We start from the raw sequence: 18127 nt of genomic DNA, 5'->3' as shown, positions 1-18127 counted from the left end.
AATCCTTGCAAAGCTGCGCGGATCCCCTAGAACACGCCCTATGACGACCCACCCGCTCCGTATCGGGACGCGCGGCAGCCCGCTGGCGCTGGCGCAGGCCCATGAAACCCGCGACCGCCTGATCGCCGCCCATCCGCATCTGGCCGCCCCCGGCGCCATCGAGATCGTCGTCTTCAAGACCACCGGCGACCGCATCCTCGACCGCACCCTGGCGGAAGCGGGCGGAAAGGGCCTGTTCACCAAGGAGCTGGAGGAGGCGCTGTTCGACGGCCGCGCCGACCTCGCCGTCCATTCGATGAAGGACGTGCCGACCCAGCTTCCCGACGGCCTGGAGATCGCCACCCTGCTGCCGCGCGAGGATCCGCGCGACGCCTTCTTCGCCCGATCCGGCAGCGGTCTGGCCGACCTGCCCGCCGGATCGGTGGTCGGCACCGCCGGCCTGCGCCGTCAGGCCCAGGTGCTGGAACTGCGTCCCGACTTGAAGATATTTCCCCTGCGCGGCAACGTGCAGACCCGCCTGTCCAAGCTGGACGCCGGCGAAGTCGACGCCACCCTGCTGGCGCTGGCCGGCCTGCGCCGCCTCGGCCTGACCGACCGCATCACCGCGGTGCTGGAACCGGAAACGATGCTGCCCGCGGTCGCCCAGGGCGCCATCGGCATCGAGATCCGCAGCGACGACGACGCCACCCGCGCCCTGCTGGCCCCGCTGAACTGCGCGGAGACCATGGTCCGCGTCACGGCGGAACGCGCGCTGCTGGCCGCGCTGGACGGCTCCTGCCGCACCCCCATCGCCGCGCTGGCGGTGCTGGACGGCGAGGACCTGCATCTGCGCGCCAAGGTGCTGTCCCATGACGGCCGGACCATCTTCCGGGCCGAGCGCCGCGGCAAGGCGGCCGACGCCGAGTCGCTGGGTGCCGACGCCGGGAACGAGATCCGGGCGCAGCTGCCGCCCGATTTCTTCGCCGCCGCGCCGCACTGATCCCTCCCTTCGGCCGAGTTTTCCGCATGACGGAAAAACAGCCCGACCCCTCGTCCCCGCCCCGTCGTACGCGTCTTCTCGTGACGCGTCCGGCGGAGGATGCCGAGCCGCTGGTCCGCCGGCTGGAGGCGCTCGGCTTCGACGCCGCGGTCGAACCCATGCTGTCGATGGTCTGGCTCGACGGTCCGGAACCGGACCTGTCCGACGTACAGGCCCTGCTGTTCACCAGCGCGAACGGCGTACGCGCCTACTCCAAACGTACGAGCCGCCGCGACCGTCCGGTGCACGCCGTCGGCGACGCCACGGCGCGGGCGGCGCGGGCGGCCGGTTTCGCAGAGGTCGACAGCGCGTCGGGCGACGTGTACGCGCTGGCCGACCGGGTCAGCAGTTTGCGCGACCCGTCCGCCGGTACGCTTCTCCATGTGGCGGGAAGCAAGGTGGCGGGCGACCTTGCCGGGCTGCTGGGGGGCTCCGGCTTCACGCTGCGGCGCAGCGTGATGTACGATGCCGTACCCGCGCTAACCCTGTCGGACGATACCGCGACATTTTTGCGTACGTCGGCACTCGACGGCGTGTTGTTTTTCTCTCCCCGTACCGCGGTTTCCTTTGTTAGGCTGCTGGCCGAGGCGGGGCTGGTCGACTGTTGTCGTACGGTCGATGCGTTCTGCCTCAGCCCCGCGGTCGCGGAGGCTGCCCGTGCGTACGGCGACGAGGGAGTGACGCCGTGGCGAAGCGTACGGGTGGCGGCCAGACCGGAGCAGGACGCCCTGCTCGATCTGTTGCCGGTCGCCGGGTAACCCCGGCGCGGTCCGGCCGTACGGCTTACACCCCGGGGTCCTTCCGGGTGGGTACGTCAGCCGTACGGGGGACGAGGGGGACCGGTCAGGGGGCTGTGACGTTAAGACGAACAACAGCGAACCGAAGGTACAGCCCATGACCTCTCGTCCAGGCTCCGAACGCCCCGGCACCGACCGTGACGGCGACGGCGCCAGCACCGGCAATGCGGCGGTCGACCGCATCGTCGAACGTTTCGGCGGCATCCGCCCCATGGCCCACAAGCTGGACACCCCGGTGACGACGGTGCAGGGCTGGAAGAAGCGCGGCGCGATCCCGCTGGCCCGCCATGCCGACCTGCGCACCGCCGCCGCCAAGCACCGCATCAAGCTGGACGACGCCGACCTGGACGCCGCCACCCCCAGCGAAGACCGGCCGACCGACGCGGCATCGGCCGCGCTCATCACCCCCGCCGTCATCCCGGCCGATGCGGTTCCGGTGGTGGACCCGGTTGTTGATCCGGTACCGGCCGCCTCCCCCGCCGACACCATCCCCGGCGCCGACACGCCGGCCCCGGCATCCGGCCATGGGACGACCGCCGGCCCGGTGACCGAACTGCAGTCCTCCGACGCCCTGATTCCGCCGGCCACGCCGATCGGCGCCACGGACAGCCTGTCCGACACGCCGAAGTCCGAAACGGAGAAGGCGGAAGACGCGAAGGCCGATCCGTTCAAGTCGGACGCCGCCAAGCCGGACACCGTATCCGACACGCCGAAGACGACGGCCTCCACCTGGACGCCGTCCGGCACCACCGGCAGCGCCGGCTACAGCCGCAGCGATTCCGAGCCGGCCCGTCCGACCATCGCCCCGACGCCGTCCTATATCGACGAGCCGCGCTCCGGCAGCGGCTTCGCCACCGCGCTGTCGGTGGTTGCCCTGCTGGTCGGTGCCGCCGCCCTGTCGGCGCCCTGGTGGGGGCCGGCCCTGCCCGGCTGGCCCGCTCCGGCCGCCCCCGCCGTTGCCCCGTCTCCCGCCGCCGCTCCGGCCGACCCGGCGCTCCGCGCCCAGATCCAGCAGATCGTTGACCGCGTGGGCAAGCTGGAACAGCGCCCGGCCGCCGCGCCCGGCAATGGCGGCAACGGCGAAGCCGCCGCCGGCCTCGCGGCCCTGACCCAGCGGATCGACGCGCTGGAACAGCGCCCGGCCGCCGCCGCGCCCGACACCGGCGTCGCCGACGCCCAGAAGGCGCTGGCCGACCGGCTGGCCGCGCTGGAGCAGAAGGTCACCGCCGCCGCCGGCAACGCCCAGGCTGCACAAGAGCTGCGCGGCGAGGTCGACTCGCTGAAGCAGCAGGTCACCAGCGTCAATCAGGCAGTGACGCAGCGCCAGGATGCCGCCACCGCCGCCCAGGCGCTGGTGCTCGCCGCCGGGCAACTGCGCGCCTCCCTGTCGGGCGGCCAGCCGTTCCAGCAGGATCTGCAGGCGGTCCGCGCGCTCAACATCGCCGATGCCGGCGTGACCCAGCCGCTCGACGCCGTGGCGCCCTATGCCGCCAAGGGCATCCCGACCCGCGCCCAGCTGACCGACCGGTTCGAACCGCTGGCCGGCGAGATCGTCCGCGCCGACATCCGCGGCGAGGGCAACAGCTGGATCGACTCGGCGGTGGGCAAGCTGTCCACCCTGGTCACCGTGCGCCGTGAAGGCGGCGGGGTCGTCGGCACCACCACCGACGCGGTCGTTGCCCGTGCCGAAGCCGCGCTGAGCGAGGGCAATCTGGCCAAGGCGGTGGAAGAGCTGTCGACCCTGCAGGGTCCGGCCGCGCAGACCGCCGGCCCGTGGCTGACCGACGCCAAGGCGCGTCTGGCCGCCGATCAGGCCGCCCGCCAGCTGAACGACCGTGCCATCGCCCTGATGACCACCGCCGCCGGCGGGAAGGGGACGGCCCAATGACCCGCGCCCTCTGGTTCCTTCTGAAGGTCGCGGTCGTCATTGCCGCCGCGATCTGGCTCGCCGACCGTCCCGGCACAGTCAGCGTCCATTGGCTGGGCTATTCCGTCGAGGCGCCCTTCTGGGTCGCCCTGCTGGTCACGCTGGCGGCGCTGGGCATCGCGGCGCTCGGCTACCGCCTGATCCGCGGGCTGATCCGCACGCCGCAGCGGATCCGCCGCCACAGCCGTGCCCGCCGCCGCGAACGCGGCTACCGCGCCCTGACCCAGGGCATGGTCGCCATCGCCGCCGGCGACGCGCCGACCGCGCGCAAGATGGCGCGCAAGGCCGACGGGCTGCTGAACGAGCCGCCGCTGACCATGCTGCTGTCGGCCCAGGCCGCCCAGCTGCAGGGCGACGAGCGCGCCGCCAAGCAATATTTCGAAGCGATGCTGGAGCGGCCGGAGACGGCCTTCCTCGGCATGCGCGGGCTGCTGACCCAGGCGATCAAGTCGGGCGACCGGGTAGAGGCGCTGACCCTCGCCCGCAAGGCGCGCGGGCTTCAGCCCAACACGCCCTGGCTGCTCGGTACGCTCTACGACCTGGAGGCGCAGGCCGGTGACTGGGCCGCCGCCGAGGGCACGCTGCAGCAGGCGATCCAGGCCGGGGCCATCCCGACCGAGGAGGGCCGCCGCCACCGCGCCGTCCTGCTGCTGGAGCGCAGCTTCGAGGCGGAGCGCCGCGGCCGTGCCGACTCCGCCCTGTCGCACGCCCAGGCGGCGCACGACATGATGCCGGGCTTCGTCCCCGCCGCAGTGCGTCTTGCCCGCCTGCAGCTGGCCGCCGACCGTCCGAAGCCGGCCGCCAAGGTGGTGGAGCGGGCATGGCGCCAGTCGCCGCATCCGGAACTGGCCGAGATCTACCGCGGCCTGGTTTCCAGCTACGACCCGCTGGCCCGCGTCCGCCTGTTCCAGAAGCTGGTGCGTCAGGCCCCGGATTCGGCCGAATCGCATCTCGCCGTCGCCCAGGCCGCCATCGAGGCCCAGCTGTGGGGCGAGGCGCGCCAGCACCTGAACCGCGCCATGGAGATCGGCCCGACCCGCCGCGCCTATCGCCTGATGGCCGAACTGGACCGCAGCGAACGCCATGACGAGGACGCGGCGAAGGACTGGCTGGCCAAGGCCGCCGACGCGCCGGAAGACCCGGTGTGGACCTGCAACTCCTGCGGGGCGGTCAGCCACAATTGGGGCGGGCTGTGCGGCCATTGCGGCGCCTTCGACAGCCTGACCTGGAAGGCCCCGACGGTCGCCGTCCCGGTGATGGAACCGACCGACATCCCCCCGGCACTGGCCCGTCCGGCGACGGCCTGAAGAAGGCACGCCGAAAGTCCCCTCTCCCCCCGGGGAGAGGGTTAGGGTGAGGGGGTCGCGCTGCGAGGATTTTCAAGAGCCGCGCACTCCCCGCACTCCTATCGAATCCACCCTATGCATCCCCCTCACCCCGACCCTCTCCCCAGGGGGAGAGGGGGATTCCGCGACGGGAGAGGGTTTTTACTGCCGCATCCCCTCCGGCCCGACGCGGTCCAGCGGCAGTTCCTTCATCGCCAGCAGACGGTCCAGCAGACGCCCGCCAGCCGGCGGAGCGGCAGCCCTGGCGGCACTGGCGAGACCGGCCGTTCCGGCGCTGGGCACCGACGCCTCCAATTGCGTGTTCTCGACCTTGTATTCGCCGCCGGTCAGGCTGACGACGACCTGCTCCTTCGGTGACGGGGCGGCCACGACGTTGCCGTTGGCGACGTTGCCGTGCATCAGGCCGTTCCTGCCGGCGCTGGGCACCCATTCCAGCCGCAGGAAGCGGTCCTTCGGGTCGGTCATCAGGGTGATGTTGTCGGACACCCGGTTGTTGTCGCCGCCATGCAGGAAGACCGCAGCGGCGCCGGTGTTCTCCAGCAGGTTGCCCTGCACCGTCACGCCGCTGGTCATGTCGTCCAGATAGATGCCGAACCCTTTGTAGCGGACCAGCCAGCGCCCCTGCGCGTCGGTGGCGAGGCCGCCGGTGTCGCGGATGTCGTTGAAGCGGACGATGCTGCGGGTGTCGTTGCCGCTGCGGCCCAGCATCTCGATGGCGCCGGCGTCGGCGGTCTGGCGCGCGGTGTCGCGGATGCGGTTAAATTCGATGACGTTGTCGCTGTTCACCGTCTGCGGGTTCCAGTTCTTCACCGAAATGCCGTAGCGCGCCGCGCGCCGGATGTCGTTGTGGGCGATCAGCGTGTTGCGGATGCCCGCCGCGATCACTCCGCCGCCGAAGAAGCGCACCTCGCCCACGTCGCTGATGCGGTTGGCGAGGATGCGGTTGTCGCTGCTTCCCGGCGCCATGAAGATGCCGGAGCGGCCGAGATGCTCCATTCGGTTGTCCGACACCTCGCTGCGCGTGGCGCCGTCCAGCGTGACCGCGGTGCCGACCAGGGCGAAGCGGTTGCCGGCGATGCGCAGGCCGCTGCCGCCCTTCGCCAGCACGGCGCTGCCGTCCCACGGCACGTCGGTGAAGGTCAGCCCCTCCACCGTCACGTCGCGGGCGTTGTCCAGCCGGAGAAGATTGGCCGTCCTCGCCACCACCAGTTCCGCCCGCCCGCTGTCGAGCCCGGTCGGCGGCTTCACCAGCAGCCGCCTGGCTTTGGCGTCCCAGGCGAACTCGCCCGGCCGCGTCAGGAAATCGGGATGGCCGAGCAACCGCACGGTGGAGCCGTCGCGGTACGGATACTGCCCGTCGCCGCCGAAGCTCAGCAGCCCGTTCGGATCGGCGGACGCCACCCCCAGCAAATCGTCTGACAGGCGCTCGCGGTCCAGCGCCTGCGCCCGCACCCCCGGCCCGGCCCAAGCGGCCTTCAGCACGCCCGGCGGAACCCGCATCTGCCGCTTGGATCCGGGACTTTTGGGACCGGATTGCACCGCCTTGGCCGGGAACCAGCCGCTGCGCGGGTCGCCGGGATTGAAGTCGCCGCTGCGCGCCGCCTCCAGGCGTTGCCCGCCGTCAGGGCCGCCGATGGAGACGTCCAGTCCGGGATCGCGCGCCAGCGGCGCCGACAGCACGCCGTTCGCCATCTGCGCGCCGCCCACCGCCTCCCCGCCCGACAGAACCGGCTGTTCGCCCTCCACCGCCGTCAGCCGCAGCCCCGTCAGCGAGCCGTCCACCACCAGCGGCTTGGTCAGCCGGTAGATGCCGCCATGCAGACGCACCGTCGCCGGCCCGCCCCCCTTGGCGGCGGCCAGCGCACGGGCCGGGGTGGCGAAGGGGCCATCGCGCCCGTCTGCCGACGGCTGGGGCAGGCGGCCGGACCAACGGTCGTTTCCGGTTGGCGACACGTAGAAGGTCGTCTCCGCCGCGGCCGCCGGTCCCCATCCGGCGGCGGGCAGCAGGAACGCGCACATCGCCAGGATGCGGGCTGCGCGGCTCCAGGAATCGGGTTGGGAACGGGGCATGAAGAAAGCTCCTCCGTTGCGGCAGTCCTTCCGCCGAAGGGGGGAGACTGACCCAGGCCCGCGGGACCGGCAAAAGCGCGAAGGGGGTGTGCGGGTGCGAAGGGGCCACGCCCTCTGCACCCCTGCCGGGCCGGGACGGGACGTATAGGCTGGCTTTTCATCCTAGCCTGACCGGCCGGTCGTACCCGCTTGCCCGCCCAAGCGCCCCGGTCGGCCGGGCCTGGAAGCGAAGCCTACAACCGGGGACTGTTTGCCGATGATCGAAATGGCGCTGATCGCGCAGGTCCTGGTGCTGGTGCTGGTGATCGCGGTGTTCTTCAGCACCGGCAGCGCATCGATGTTCCATCCGCTGACGCTGTACCTGATCTTCCATGCTCTGGTCTTCGTCATGCGGCCGATCCTGGTCCACACGCAGAATTTCAACGACGTCTGGCTGTTCATGGGCTTCTGGCCAAGCGAGCAGCAATTCGTCATGACGCTGGTGGTCAGTTCGGTCGGGCTGGTCGCCTTCGCCGCCGCCTGTACCTGGGCCGGGATGGTCCGTCCCGATTGGACGCCCAACGGGGAGCCGGCGCCGTCCTTCACCTTCGACCGCGTCGATGTGGTGGCCTTCCTGACCACCGCGGCGCTGCTGGGTCCGCTCGCCATCTATTCGGCGATCCAGCGCCAGGGCGGCGCCAGCTTCGACGGCACCGGCGACGTGCAGATGGAACGCGATCCGCTGACCGGACAGCCGATCTACACCAACACCACCGGCTACATCGCCGAAGCCCATTCGATGGGCCTGCCGCTGACGCTGGGGCTGATCTGGATCTGCCGGTTCCACCCGCTGTCCTTCCTCCCCTTCGCCGGCTTCGTCGCCTACCGCGCCTATCTGGGCTGGGGCCGCTGGGCGATCATCATGGGCATCCTGGGTCTGGTGCTGCTGATGCTGTACCGCACGCGCACCAAATGGTTCCGGCTGTGGCATGCGCTGGCCGCGGTTCCGGTGCTGGGGCTGTTCACGCTGCTGGGCAACAACCGCGACGCCTTCCGCGACGTGCTGGCCGGCGACGCGCCGCCCTCGGTCCTGTTGAGGTTCAACGGCGGCAGCGGCGGTGGCCGGGCGATCGACGCGCTGGCCGGCCAGGATCTGGCCAACTTCGACTTCCTCGCCTACATCCTGTGGGTGGTGCCGAAGCAGTCGGCCACCTACACCTGGTTCACCCAGTATCTGCAGCTGTTCACCGAACCGATCCCACGCCTGCTGTGGCCGGACAAGCCGGTCGGCGCGCCGGTGAAATGGGTGGACCTGAACGACTACGGCGTCTTCTACAACCTGACCACCTCGCTGCCGGGCGACGGCTGGATGAGCGCCGGCTGGATCGGCATGATCGTCACCATGGTGGTGGTCGGCCTGATCCTGGGGCGGCTGCACCGCTGGTTCTGGACCGACGGGTTCCGCAACCGCTACGCCGTGCTGTTCTACTGCGCCTTCCTGCCGCTGTGCCTGCAATGGTTCCGCGACGGCAACATCACCATCGTGAAGTTCGGCTTCTTCTCGCTGCTGCCGATCCTGCTGTGGATCGGGCTGACCCGCGCCCTGCGGGCCTGGGGGATCCTGGAGGACGACCCGCTGCGTCCGGTGGTGGCGCCGCCCCACATCGCTCGAAGGGAGCCGTCATGACGCTGACCGTCAGCGCCGTCATCGCCACCTACAACCGCGGGCCGGAACTGCGCATCGCGCTGACCCGGCTGATGAACCAGACCACCCCGCCGATGGAGATCATCGTCATCGACGACGGCTCCAGCGACGGCACCGGCGCGATGATGCGGGCGGAGTTCCCCACCGTCCGCTACGTCCGCCAGCCGCACAATGGCGGGCTGATCCTGGCCCGCAACTTCGGCTTCGTGAACACCACCGGCGACTGCATCCTGTCGGTCGACGACGACAGCTGGTTCGAGGACCCCGACGGGCTGGCCCGCTGCGTCGCCTATCTGGAGCAGAACCCGGAGGTCGCCGCCGTTGCCTGCAACATCGAGACGCGCGACGGGCTGGTCTATTTCCCCAAGGGGGCCGCGCCCTTCGATGTACCCTGGTATGTCGGCTGCGGCCATCTGCTGCGGCGCAACGCGGTCGAGCAGGTCGGCCTCTACATGCCGGAACTGTATCGCCAGGGGGAGGAGAAGGACCGCTGCCTGCGGCTGGTCGGCGCCGGCTATCGCGTCGTGGCCCTGCCCGAAATCATGGTCTACCACGACAAGAGCGAGAAGGGCCGCAAGCCGGGGATGGAGCGCTTCTACAACCACCGCAACGACCTGATCCGCGAGGTGGCGCGCTGCCCCTCCTCGCTGATGGCGTGGCGGCTGGCACGCAGTTGGGCCGGCAACAGCTGGAAGAACCTGCGCCATGGACCGCGGATGACCGACCTGAAGGTGCTGCTGGCCCTGCCGCAGATCCTCCGCATCGGCCTGAAGCACCGCGCCCCGGTGAGCGCCGAGGCCTACCGCCGCTGGCTGCATCTGGCGAAGACGGCGGCCCCGGCCAGCGCACCGCCTGTTGAAAAGCCGGTCAGCCGGGCTGCATCCCGCCCAGTTGCAGCAGAACGGCCCAGCCCAGCACGATCAGATTGACGGTCAGCGTCATCGCCATACCCGGCGCCCGCGCGAAGGGATGCACCAGATAGCCCGCCCAGAACAGCAGCCGCCCCAGCACGAACAGCCCGGTCGCCACGACCGCCGCCCCCAGCGAGGGCTGCGGCAGGGTGGCGACCAGGGCGGCCAGCGCCGGCACGAAGATGGCGGACTGCTCCACGCTGTTGGCCAGCACCCGCTGGGCGACGCGCTGGCCGCGCGATTCGGGGTCCTCGACCGGGTTGAAGGCCTGGGTGCGCCCGCGCATCGCCATCACCCCGACGACCATGCCGAACATCACCAGCGCCGGCCAGACCGCCAGCCGCGCCCACAGCGCCATCCGCGCGCCCGGCGCGTTGACGCCCAGCGGCGGCGCCACCAGCGACAGCAGCAGGACGAACAGCAGCGCCGTCACCACCATCGACGCCCCGTTCAGCATAAGGGCGCCGCGGATCAGGGACTTGCGCCTACGGGGGGCGCCTTGGTGAAGGCTGCTGTCGGACATCGGGGCGGGGCTCCGTCACAGGTCGGGGATTCGACAAAGGCGCCGGTCCTTCCCATCTGGAAAAGACCGCACCCTGTTCCTTTGACCAATAACGGCCCAGCCCGTGATTTGGATCAAGGCCGGGGCGGGGCGGCAGGTGTTCGATGACGAAGTCTAGTGGGGGCTGCCCCGATGGGACAGATGTTGTCAGCCTCTCTTTTCGCTACCATGTTGTAACCATCTGCTTCACCATGTGGGTGAACGCGGCGATCTCGATGGTGGAGGGCCTATGATGGATCTCGTTCTGCTCGGTGGTGCGGTGGCGACGGCTGCGGCGTTGGCCGGTCTGATCGCCACGATGCCCACCCCCAAACCGATCCCGATCCGCGTCCGCGACCGGCGGCGTCAGCGTCGCTGACGTCACTGGCTCAAGACGTTTTTCGATAGGCCGTTTCCCGATGGGGTGAACCCCGTCGGGATGACAGCTTTGCAACTCAGCGGTCCAGGTCACGGATCGCGCGGTTCAGTTCGAACTCCTTGGAGGCGACGTAGGCCTCCATCCCGACGATCCGCTTGTCCATATCGCGGAAGCGCTGGGTCAGGCCGGCGAGCGTCCGGTCGGGCTTGGTCGACACCGTCCGCCAGAACGCCTCCTCCTCGGCATCGCGATACAGCTGCGCCGGACGCACCGGCAGCACCAGCAGCGCGATCACATAGGCGATCACCAGCGGGACCGAAAAGAAGAACAGGGCGAACAGCATCGCCAGCCGGACGACCATCGGCTGCACGCCGAAATAATCGGCGACGCCCGTGCACACCCCGCCCAGCACCCCGCGCTGCGGATCGCGATAGAGCCGATGCGGATTCGGCGAGTCGTAGAAGGACGTGCGGTCCATGGCGGCCTCGTTCCTTTCGTTGAGTTTCGGATTGGGTGATGAGGTGCTGCGGCGGTTGCCCCCACCTAACCTCCCCCGCTCTCAGCGGACCTACGGTCCGCCTGCCGCGTCAGCACAAAGCATAGCTTTGTGCGAGAGCTGGGCGGGGGAGGGACTGCCGTCTCTCTCCCGCCTAAGCACTTACTCCCTCCCCCGCCCAGCGGGGGAGGGTTGGGGTGGGGGCAATCGCCAGCCGACACCTCACCCACCCCATCACACCTTGTTGCGCCAGTTCGGCGCCTCGGCATCCAGCACGCGTTCCAGCGTATGGACGCGGGCCTCCAGCCGGTTGGAGATCTCCCACAACTCGGCCAGCAGCCGTTCGTCCTGCGCGGTGAGCCCGCGCTGCGACCGCCATTTGGTGATGTAGTGGAAGACGATCCAGACCGGCGCCACCACCACCATGAACAGCACCGCGAGGACGAAACCCAGGAACCCCATGGTCGTCGGGCCTTCTTATTGTCGTGAGGGGATTGGGCGGGGCGTCACCGCCCCACCCCGGCACCAGATCCCGGTCAGCCGTTGCGGCGGGCCGCGATGCGTGCCTTCAGCGCGGCCAGATCCTCCTCGACCTTGTGGGAGGCTTCGAGTTCCGCGATCTCTTCGGTCAGGCTCTTGGTGCGGCCGACGTCATAGGCCTCGACCCGGCCTTCCATCTCGTCCAGGTTACGCTCGACCTGCTCGAAGCGCGACAGGGCGTCGTTGATGCGCTCGTCATGCAGGACGGTGCGGACCTTGACGCGGTTGCTGGCCGTCTGGGTGCGGGCGACCAGCGCCTTTTCGCGGGTCTTGGCGTCGGTCAGCTTGGCCTGCAGGCGGCCGATGTCCTCGTTGGCCTTGGACAGCGCGGCTTCGACCTGCACCAGCTGTTCAGCCAGCGCGTCGGCCTGCTCGGCGACCTTCGACTTGGCCATCAGGGCGCCCTTGGCCAGATCCTCGCGGTCGCGGGTCAGCGCCACCTCGGCCTTGCGGTCCCACTCGTCGCGCTCGCGGTGGAGGTCGGCGACGCGGCGTTCGATCTCCTTCTTCTCCGCAATGATCTTGACGGTGGAGGAGCGCACCTCGACCAGCGTGTCTTCCATTTCCTGGATGATCAGGCGGATCAGCTTCTCCGGCTCCTCGGCGCGGTCGAGCAGGGAGTTCAGGTTCGACTGCACGATGTCGGTCAGGCGCGAAAAGATGCTCATGGTCGGTGTCCCGTTTATCTGACGTATATCAGCCGAGGATGGCGCCGGCGACGATGCCGGCGAAGAAGAACAGCCAGCTTTCGACCGGCCGGGTGGCGAGATAGTTGCGCACGCGCCGCATCGTCGGGCGGCTCTGCGCGGTGTTGAAGCGGTCACCGCCATAACGGCGGCGGAAATCGCTGAAGTCGCTCATGCTTGACCTCCTTGCCATGCCGCTACTATCGCAACCGGCGTGCCAAACCAGCCAAACGCCCATTAAGTCATTGTGAGTGCACAATTTTCCGCCTTGAGTTCGGGGATGCCGCCCGGCTTGCCGCGTCGCCGTTTCAACGATACCATCGCGTAATCGGCGACTGAGTGATGAAATGCGCGATGCAAGCCGCTCCTCCCTCCCTGCTCGGCGAATCGCCGGCCTTTCTGGCCACGCTGTCCCATGTCTCGCGGGTGGCGCCGCTGGAGCGGCCGGTGCTGGTGATCGGGGAGCGCGGGACCGGCAAGGAGCTGATCGCCGCCCGACTGCACTACCTGTCGCAACGCTGGGACCGCCCCTTCGTCAAGGTGAACTGCGCCGCGCTGCCGGAATCGCTGCTCGATTCGGAACTGTTCGGCCATGAGGCCGGGGCCTTCACCGGCGCCACCCGCCGGCAGATCGGCCGGATCGAGCAGGCCGACGGCGGCACCCTGTTCCTGGACGAGATCGCCACCGCCTCCCCCGCCGTTCAGGAAAAGCTGCTGCGCGCCGTGGAATATGGCGAGATCGAGCGGGTCGGCGGTCGCACCGCCACCGTCGACGTGCGGGTGGTGGGCGCCACCAATGCCGACCTGCCGGCGCTGGCCGCGGCGGGCCGCTTCCGTGCCGACCTGCTGGACCGGCTGGCCTTCGACGTGGTGACGCTGCCGCCCTTGCGCGCCCGGCCCGAGGACATCCCGCCGCTGGCCGAGCATTTCGCGCTGGGCATGGTGCGCGAGTTGCAACGGCCACTGTTTTCCGGCTTCACCGCCGCCGCGCTCGACCAACTGCGCGCCCATGACTGGCCCGGCAATGTGCGCGAGCTGCGCAACGCGGTGGAGCGCTCGGTCGCCGCCGCCGAGAGCGACGAGCCGCTGTACCGCATCATCCTCGACCCATTCGATTCGCCCTGGCGTCCGGCCGCGGCGCCGACCGCCCGGCCAACTCCGGAGCCGGTCACGGACACCCCTCCGCCCGCCATTCCAGCCTTCGATGGCGGCATCCTCGATCAGGTCCGCGCCTTCGAGGCCGCCAAGCTGCGCGAGGCCCTGGAGCGGAACCGCTTCAACCAGCGACACACCGCCGAGGCGCTGGGGCTCGGCTACCACCAGCTTCGCGGCATGCTGAAGAAGCACGGGCTGATCCCGCCACCCCCTCTGCGACCATAGGCCGTCCCCAGGTTGCGCCCGTACCGTGCTATACCGGTCGCTCAACCGTCGAGAGAGCGGTTCGTCACGATACGGGAAGGGGAGCAGCACGATGGCCACCAGCATGCCCAGCCTTGAGATCCGCGGTCCGATGAAGCCCGGTTTCGAGGAGATCCTGACGCCGGAGGCGATGGCCTTCCTGGCGGAGCTGGAGGGTCGCTTCGGGCCTGAGCGGCTGCGGCTGCTGGACGTGCGGACCAAGCGCCAGGCACTGCTCGACCAGGGCCACAAGCCGGACTTCCTGCCGGAAACCCGCGCCATCCGCGAAGCCGACTGGACCATCACGCCGCTGCCCGCCGACCTGCTCGACCGCCGGGTGGAGATCACCGGGCCGGTCGACCGCAAGATGGTCATCAACGCGCTGAACAGCGGCGCCAAGGTCTTCATGGCCGATTACGAGGATGCCACCTGCCCGACCTGGACCAACCTGGTCGAGGGGCAGATCAACATCCGCGACGCCGTGCGCCGGACCATTTCCCACGAGGATCCGGCCAGCGGGAAGAAGTACCGTCTCAGCGACCAGACGGCCGTCCTGAAAATCCGCCCGCGTGGCTGGCATCTGGACGAGAGCCATGTGCTGATGGAAGGCGAGCCGATGTCGGGCGCGCTGTTCGACTTCGGCCTGCATGTCTTCCACAATGCCAAGGAGCTTCTGGCCCGCGGCAGCGGCCCCTATTTCTACCTGCCCAAGCTGGAAAGCCATTTCGAGGCGCGGCTGTGGCGCGAGGTCTTCCTGGTGGCGGAGGAATATCTCCACCTGCCCCACGGTTCGATCAAGGCGACGGTGCTGATCGAGACCATCCTCGCCGCCTTCGAGATGGACGAGATCCTGTATGAGCTGCGCGAGCATTCCGCCGGCCTGAACTGCGGGCGCTGGGACTACATCTTCAGCTTCATCAAGAAGTTCCGTAAGGACCCCGCCGCCGTCATGCCCGACCGGGCCGAGGTGACGATGGCCACGCCCTTCCTGTCCGCCTACAGCCAGCTGGCGATCAAGACCTGCCACCGCCGCGGCGCGCCGGCCATCGGCGGCATGGCCGCCTTCATCCCGGTCAAGGGCGATCCGGAAGCGAACGAGGTCGCCTTCTCCCGCGTACGCGCCGACAAGGAGCGCGAGGCGTCCAACGGCCATGACGGCACCTGGGTCGCCCATCCCGGTCTGGTGCCGGTGGCGCGCGAGGTGTTCGACGCCTACATGACCACGCCGAACCAGATCGCCCGCAAGCGCACCGACGTGACCGTCACCGCCGCCGACCTGCTGGCGGTGCCTGCCGGGCCGAAGACCGAGGGGGCCTTGCGCAACAACGTGGTGGTCGGCATCGGCTATATCGAGGCATGGCTGCGCGGCCAGGGCTGCGTCCCGCTGTTCAACCTGATGGAGGACGCCGCCACCGCGGAGATCAGCCGCACCCAGGTCTGGCAGTGGGTCCACACCGGCACGGCGCTGGACGACGGGCAGCCCGTCACCCTCGACCTCGTGGACCGCATCATCGCGGAGGAACTGTCCGCCTGGAAGGATCGCGTCGGCGCCGACGCCTATGCCAAGGGCCGTTACGCCGATGCCGCCGCCCTGTTCCGCGATCTGGTCGCGCGCGAGGACTTCACGGAGTTCCTGACCCTGCCGGCCTACCAGCGCGTGGTGGCGGAAGGGGCGTAAAGCTCATAGGAAGGCGGGGGCGTAGAGCCCCCTCCCCCCGAAAAATGCCCCTCAGACCCGCTCCGCCACCCAGATCACCGCGCGCGTGCCGGCCTTGATCGCCGCCGACAGCACCGGATAGCCGGCCGCGCGCTCCGCCTCGTTGACGATGCCGATGTCGCGGTGCTCGACCTCCTCCGCCTGGAACTTGCGGATGCTGTCGGCAAGCTCCTGCTCGTCGGGGCCGAGGTGCTTCAGCTGCGCCTCGTAATGCTCCTCGATCACCTCTTCGACGGCGACGGTGCAGGCCATCGCCGCGCGCTCGCCGAGGATCGCGGTCCCGGCCCCCAGCAGGAAGCCGGTGACATGCCACAGCGGCTGCAACAGGGTCGGCCGCACGCGGCGCCGGTTCAGCTGCTTTTCGAAATACTGCAGATGGACCAGCTCCTGCTCCGCCATGTGGCGCAGGGTCTTGCCGTGCCGGCCCTTGCCGATGACGGCGATCTGGCCCTCATAGATGCGCTTGGCGCCATATTCGCCGGCATGGTCGACGCGGACGATGCGGGCCAGCCGCTCGCGCCGTGGCAGATCGCCGGGCAGCGCGCCATGGCGGGGGATGGCGGTCGGAGAGGTCGTTTCGCTCACAGTGCAGTCCTCGACACCGGGGTGCGGATGTAGGCGGTGCGCGCCGCGACGAAGGCGTAGGCCGCCAGCGCCAGCGAGATCGCCACGTTGTAGCCCGCCATGGAAATGCCGAACAGCGACCAGGCCACTTCGTCACAGCGGGTGACCGGCGCCGCCATCACCTGCGCCCGCAGCGCCTCCAGCGAGTTCGCCGGGGCCGAGCCGCCGCAGGACGAGGTGCCGGCCCACCAATGCTGCTCCACCCCGACATGATAGGCGGCGATGCCGGCGCCGGCCAGCAGGGCAAGCCCGCTCGCCACCAGCAGCGCGTCGCCCAGCCCCTTCCAACGGCGGAAAAGCCAGGTCACCAGCCCGAACACCATCACCGCCACATAGGGCCAGCGCTGCATGATGCAGAGGACGCAGGGTTGGTAATCCAGCACGAACTGGAAGAACAGGGCCGACAGCAGCACGCCGGCGCTGGCCAACGCCAGCAGCAGCGCGGCAATGCGGGGATCGTCGAAGATGCGGGACATGAGCGGCTCGGTCGTCATGGTCGACAATGTAGCGCGTGCGCGACTGTTCGACCAGCCGTCCGCGACGCGCGCACCGCCCCTGCGACGGCATGGCAGGGACGGCACCGCCGCCGGGGAATAGGCGCGGTCGTGGCGGCGTCGCCCATTGCCGGTCGGATGGAGCCGCCGTTCTTTTGCACTTTCCGTTTCCGGACTGTTGCGTTAGAAGAGGCGTCGCTGCGGGCGTGGTGAAATTGGTAGACGCGCCGGACTCAAAATCCGGTTCCGCAAGGAGTGTCGGTTCGAGTCCGACCGCCCGCACCACCTTATTCCGACCGGTCTCCCGGTCCTGACCGGCAATTCGCCGCCCCCTCGTCCAATACCGAATCGGTCACGGCATCGCTCACAGCGGCACCGCAGGACGCCGCGCGCGCACCGGACGAGTCCGGCGTGTGGCAGAACAGGTCGGCCAGCACCTCTATGACAGCCGTCACTTCCCGGCTGGCGATCGAGTAGAAGATCGTCTGCGACCGTCGCCGCGTGCGGACCAGCCCGTCGGCGCGCAAGCGCGCCAGATGCTGCGACAGGGCCGACTGGCTGAGCCCGACGATTTCGCACAGTTGTCCGACGCTGCGCTCCCCCTGCCCCAGTTCGCACAGGATCAACAGGCGCGCCTCGTTGGACAGCGCCTTCATCAGCTTGGCGGCGGGCCGCAGCCCCGGGGTCAGGATGGACGCACTCATTGACACTAAATTAGAAATTACTAATTTTATGGTCAAGGGTTTTCCCGGCATCCGCCCGGCCCGACCGACCGTCCCTACTCAAGGCATCCCGACCATGTCCCTGTGCACGCTGTTCCGCCGCTTGATCCCCGCCGCCCCATCGGCCGACCGGAGCGGCGCCGGCCCCATCCGCCAGATCGACCCGGCGACCGTCATCGAGTGGCAGGCCAACGGCCAGGCGGTGATCGTCGACGTCCGCGAAGCCCATGAACATGCCGCCGGCCATATTCCCGGCGCCATTCTGAACCCGCTGTCCTCTTTCGACCCGTCGCGGGTCCCGGCCGACCCGGCCAAGCATCTGGTTTTCCATTGCCAGGGCGGCATGCGCTGCGGCCCCGCCGCCGAGCGCATGGTGGCCGCCGGCCACACCGGCACCATCAACCGCCTGCGCGGTGGCTTTGCCGCCTGGGTCAATGCCGGCGGTTCCGTGGAACGCTGAATGTCGGTATGGAAGCAGGCCGGACTGTAAAGACGTTACTGCAAAGAAGTTGGTGCGGGCGGCGGGACTCGAACCCGCATACCTTAGGGTGAGGGATTTTAAGTCCCTTGCGTCTACCGGTTTCGCCACGCCCGCGCCCCGGACTCTGCCATCATAGACCGGTCAGGCGACCGGAACATGACTGCAAAGCTCATGTCGACGGAACGGCCCCGCGCTGCCCGCGCAGATTGCATACTGTGATATGCAACGCACCGTTCCGTGGTCATGACTTAGACAATCGCGGGGCTGCGGGTCAAGGGGGCTTCGCAAAACCGTAA

General features: G+C 69.3%; 19 protein-coding genes and 2 tRNA genes. 11 read left to right on the top strand and 10 right to left on the bottom strand.

The window, feature by feature from the left end; genetic code table 11:
• Positions 1–40: 40 nt before the first annotated feature.
• The 4 genes from hemC to J2Y49_RS23630 all read left to right on the top strand — a co-directional run bounded on the left by hemC (position 41) and on the right by J2Y49_RS23630 (position 5049).
• Positions 41–979, top strand: a complete 939-nt coding sequence (gene hemC, locus J2Y49_RS23645) for a hydroxymethylbilane synthase (protein WP_310117427.1) — start codon at positions 41–43, stop codon at positions 977–979.
• An 80-nt stretch (positions 980–1059) separates the two neighbouring features.
• Complete coding sequence (locus tag J2Y49_RS23640) at positions 1060–1776, top strand: uroporphyrinogen-III synthase (protein ID WP_310117426.1); 717 nt, start codon at positions 1060–1062, stop codon at positions 1774–1776.
• 136 nt (positions 1777–1912) lie between these two features.
• Complete coding sequence (locus tag J2Y49_RS23635; RefSeq protein ID WP_310117425.1) at positions 1913–3703, top strand: mitofilin family membrane protein; 1791 nt, start codon at positions 1913–1915, stop codon at positions 3701–3703.
• Positions 3700–5049 (top strand): heme biosynthesis HemY N-terminal domain-containing protein, encoded by a 1350-nt coding sequence (locus tag J2Y49_RS23630; RefSeq protein ID WP_310117424.1) that lies wholly within the window; start codon positions 3700–3702, stop codon positions 5047–5049. The genes J2Y49_RS23635 and J2Y49_RS23630 overlap by 4 nt, the downstream gene beginning before the upstream one ends.
• A 180-nt stretch (positions 5050–5229) precedes the next feature.
• On the opposite strand, the gene J2Y49_RS23625 is transcribed toward J2Y49_RS23630, so the two are convergent.
• Positions 5230–7158 (bottom strand): right-handed parallel beta-helix repeat-containing protein, encoded by a 1929-nt coding sequence (locus tag J2Y49_RS23625; protein ID WP_310117423.1) that lies wholly within the window; start codon positions 7156–7158, stop codon positions 5230–5232.
• Between the two features lie 256 nt (positions 7159–7414).
• Here J2Y49_RS23625 and J2Y49_RS23620 point away from each other — a divergent pair, with 256 nt between their 5' ends.
• Positions 7415–8824 (top strand): hypothetical protein, encoded by a 1410-nt coding sequence (locus J2Y49_RS23620; protein WP_310117422.1) that lies wholly within the window; start codon positions 7415–7417, stop codon positions 8822–8824.
• Positions 8821–9771 (top strand): glycosyltransferase family A protein, encoded by a 951-nt coding sequence (locus J2Y49_RS23615; RefSeq protein WP_310117421.1) that lies wholly within the window; start codon positions 8821–8823, stop codon positions 9769–9771. The genes J2Y49_RS23620 and J2Y49_RS23615 overlap by 4 nt, the downstream gene beginning before the upstream one ends.
• Here the strand turns inward: J2Y49_RS23615 and J2Y49_RS23610 are convergent.
• Positions 9710–10276 (bottom strand): MAPEG family protein, encoded by a 567-nt coding sequence (locus tag J2Y49_RS23610; protein WP_310117420.1) that lies wholly within the window; start codon positions 10274–10276, stop codon positions 9710–9712. The two genes, J2Y49_RS23615 and J2Y49_RS23610, sit on opposite strands and share 62 nt — an antisense overlap.
• A 268-nt stretch (positions 10277–10544) precedes the next feature.
• On the opposite strand from J2Y49_RS23610, the gene J2Y49_RS23605 reads away from it, so the two are divergent.
• Positions 10545–10673 carry a hypothetical protein gene (locus J2Y49_RS23605; protein WP_256379242.1) on the top strand — a complete coding sequence of 43 codons (129 nt, stop codon included), beginning with the start codon at positions 10545–10547 and terminating at the stop codon, positions 10671–10673.
• A 76-nt stretch (positions 10674–10749) separates the two neighbouring features.
• Here J2Y49_RS23605 and pspC read toward each other — a convergent pair whose 3' ends face one another.
• The 4 genes from pspC to J2Y49_RS23585 all read right to left on the bottom strand — a co-directional run bounded on the left by pspC (position 10750) and on the right by J2Y49_RS23585 (position 12570).
• Positions 10750–11151 carry an envelope stress response membrane protein PspC gene (pspC, locus tag J2Y49_RS23600; protein WP_149227975.1) on the bottom strand — a complete coding sequence of 134 codons (402 nt, stop codon included), beginning with the start codon at positions 11149–11151 and terminating at the stop codon, positions 10750–10752.
• A gap of 252 nt (positions 11152–11403) precedes the next feature.
• Positions 11404–11631: an envelope stress response membrane protein PspB gene (gene pspB, locus J2Y49_RS23595; RefSeq protein ID WP_310117419.1), complete on the bottom strand. Its 228-nt coding sequence runs from the start codon at positions 11629–11631 to the stop codon at positions 11404–11406.
• A gap of 74 nt (positions 11632–11705) precedes the next feature.
• Complete coding sequence (pspA, locus tag J2Y49_RS23590) at positions 11706–12377, bottom strand: phage shock protein PspA (protein ID WP_014246713.1); 672 nt, start codon at positions 12375–12377, stop codon at positions 11706–11708.
• Positions 12378–12405: 28 nt separating this feature from the next.
• Entirely contained in the window at positions 12406–12570 is a 165-nt protein-coding gene (locus J2Y49_RS23585) for a hypothetical protein (RefSeq protein ID WP_310117418.1), read from the bottom strand.
• Positions 12571–12749: 179 nt separating this feature from the next.
• Here J2Y49_RS23585 and pspF point away from each other — a divergent pair, with 179 nt between their 5' ends.
• Entirely contained in the window at positions 12750–13775 is a 1026-nt protein-coding gene (pspF, locus tag J2Y49_RS23580) for a phage shock protein operon transcriptional activator (protein ID WP_310117417.1), read from the top strand.
• Positions 13776–13866: 91 nt separating this feature from the next.
• Positions 13867–15471, top strand: coding sequence for a malate synthase A (gene aceB, locus J2Y49_RS23575; protein ID WP_310117416.1), 1605 nt, complete (start codon positions 13867–13869; stop codon positions 15469–15471).
• A 51-nt stretch (positions 15472–15522) separates the two neighbouring features.
• On the opposite strand, the gene J2Y49_RS23570 is transcribed toward aceB, so the two are convergent.
• Positions 15523–16095: a demethoxyubiquinone hydroxylase family protein gene (locus tag J2Y49_RS23570; protein ID WP_310117415.1), complete on the bottom strand. Its 573-nt coding sequence runs from the start codon at positions 16093–16095 to the stop codon at positions 15523–15525.
• Positions 16092–16610, bottom strand: coding sequence for a disulfide bond formation protein B (locus J2Y49_RS23565; RefSeq protein ID WP_310117414.1), 519 nt, complete (start codon positions 16608–16610; stop codon positions 16092–16094). Before J2Y49_RS23565 ends, J2Y49_RS23570 begins: the two co-directional genes overlap by 4 nt.
• A 218-nt stretch (positions 16611–16828) precedes the next feature.
• On the opposite strand from J2Y49_RS23565, the gene J2Y49_RS23560 reads away from it, so the two are divergent.
• Positions 16829–16913: transfer RNA gene (locus J2Y49_RS23560), tRNA-Leu, on the top strand.
• A 2-nt stretch (positions 16914–16915) separates the two neighbouring features.
• Here J2Y49_RS23560 and J2Y49_RS23555 read toward each other — a convergent pair.
• Complete coding sequence (locus J2Y49_RS23555) at positions 16916–17332, bottom strand: metalloregulator ArsR/SmtB family transcription factor (RefSeq protein WP_310117413.1); 417 nt, start codon at positions 17330–17332, stop codon at positions 16916–16918.
• Positions 17333–17426: 94 nt separating this feature from the next.
• On the opposite strand from J2Y49_RS23555, the gene J2Y49_RS23550 reads away from it, so the two are divergent.
• Entirely contained in the window at positions 17427–17810 is a 384-nt protein-coding gene (locus J2Y49_RS23550; RefSeq protein ID WP_310117412.1) for a rhodanese-like domain-containing protein, read from the top strand.
• 50 nt (positions 17811–17860) lie between these two features.
• Here J2Y49_RS23550 and J2Y49_RS23545 read toward each other — a convergent pair.
• Positions 17861–17945 (bottom strand) — tRNA-Leu (locus tag J2Y49_RS23545).
• Between the last annotated feature and the right edge of the window lie 182 nt (positions 17946–18127).

Source organism: Azospirillum sp. BE72, assembly GCF_031455875.1.
Taxonomy (GTDB): Bacteria; Pseudomonadota; Alphaproteobacteria; order Azospirillales; family Azospirillaceae; genus Azospirillum.
Note: the sequence above shows the minus strand (reverse complement) of the source record. Positions and strands in the feature narration are given on the sequence as shown.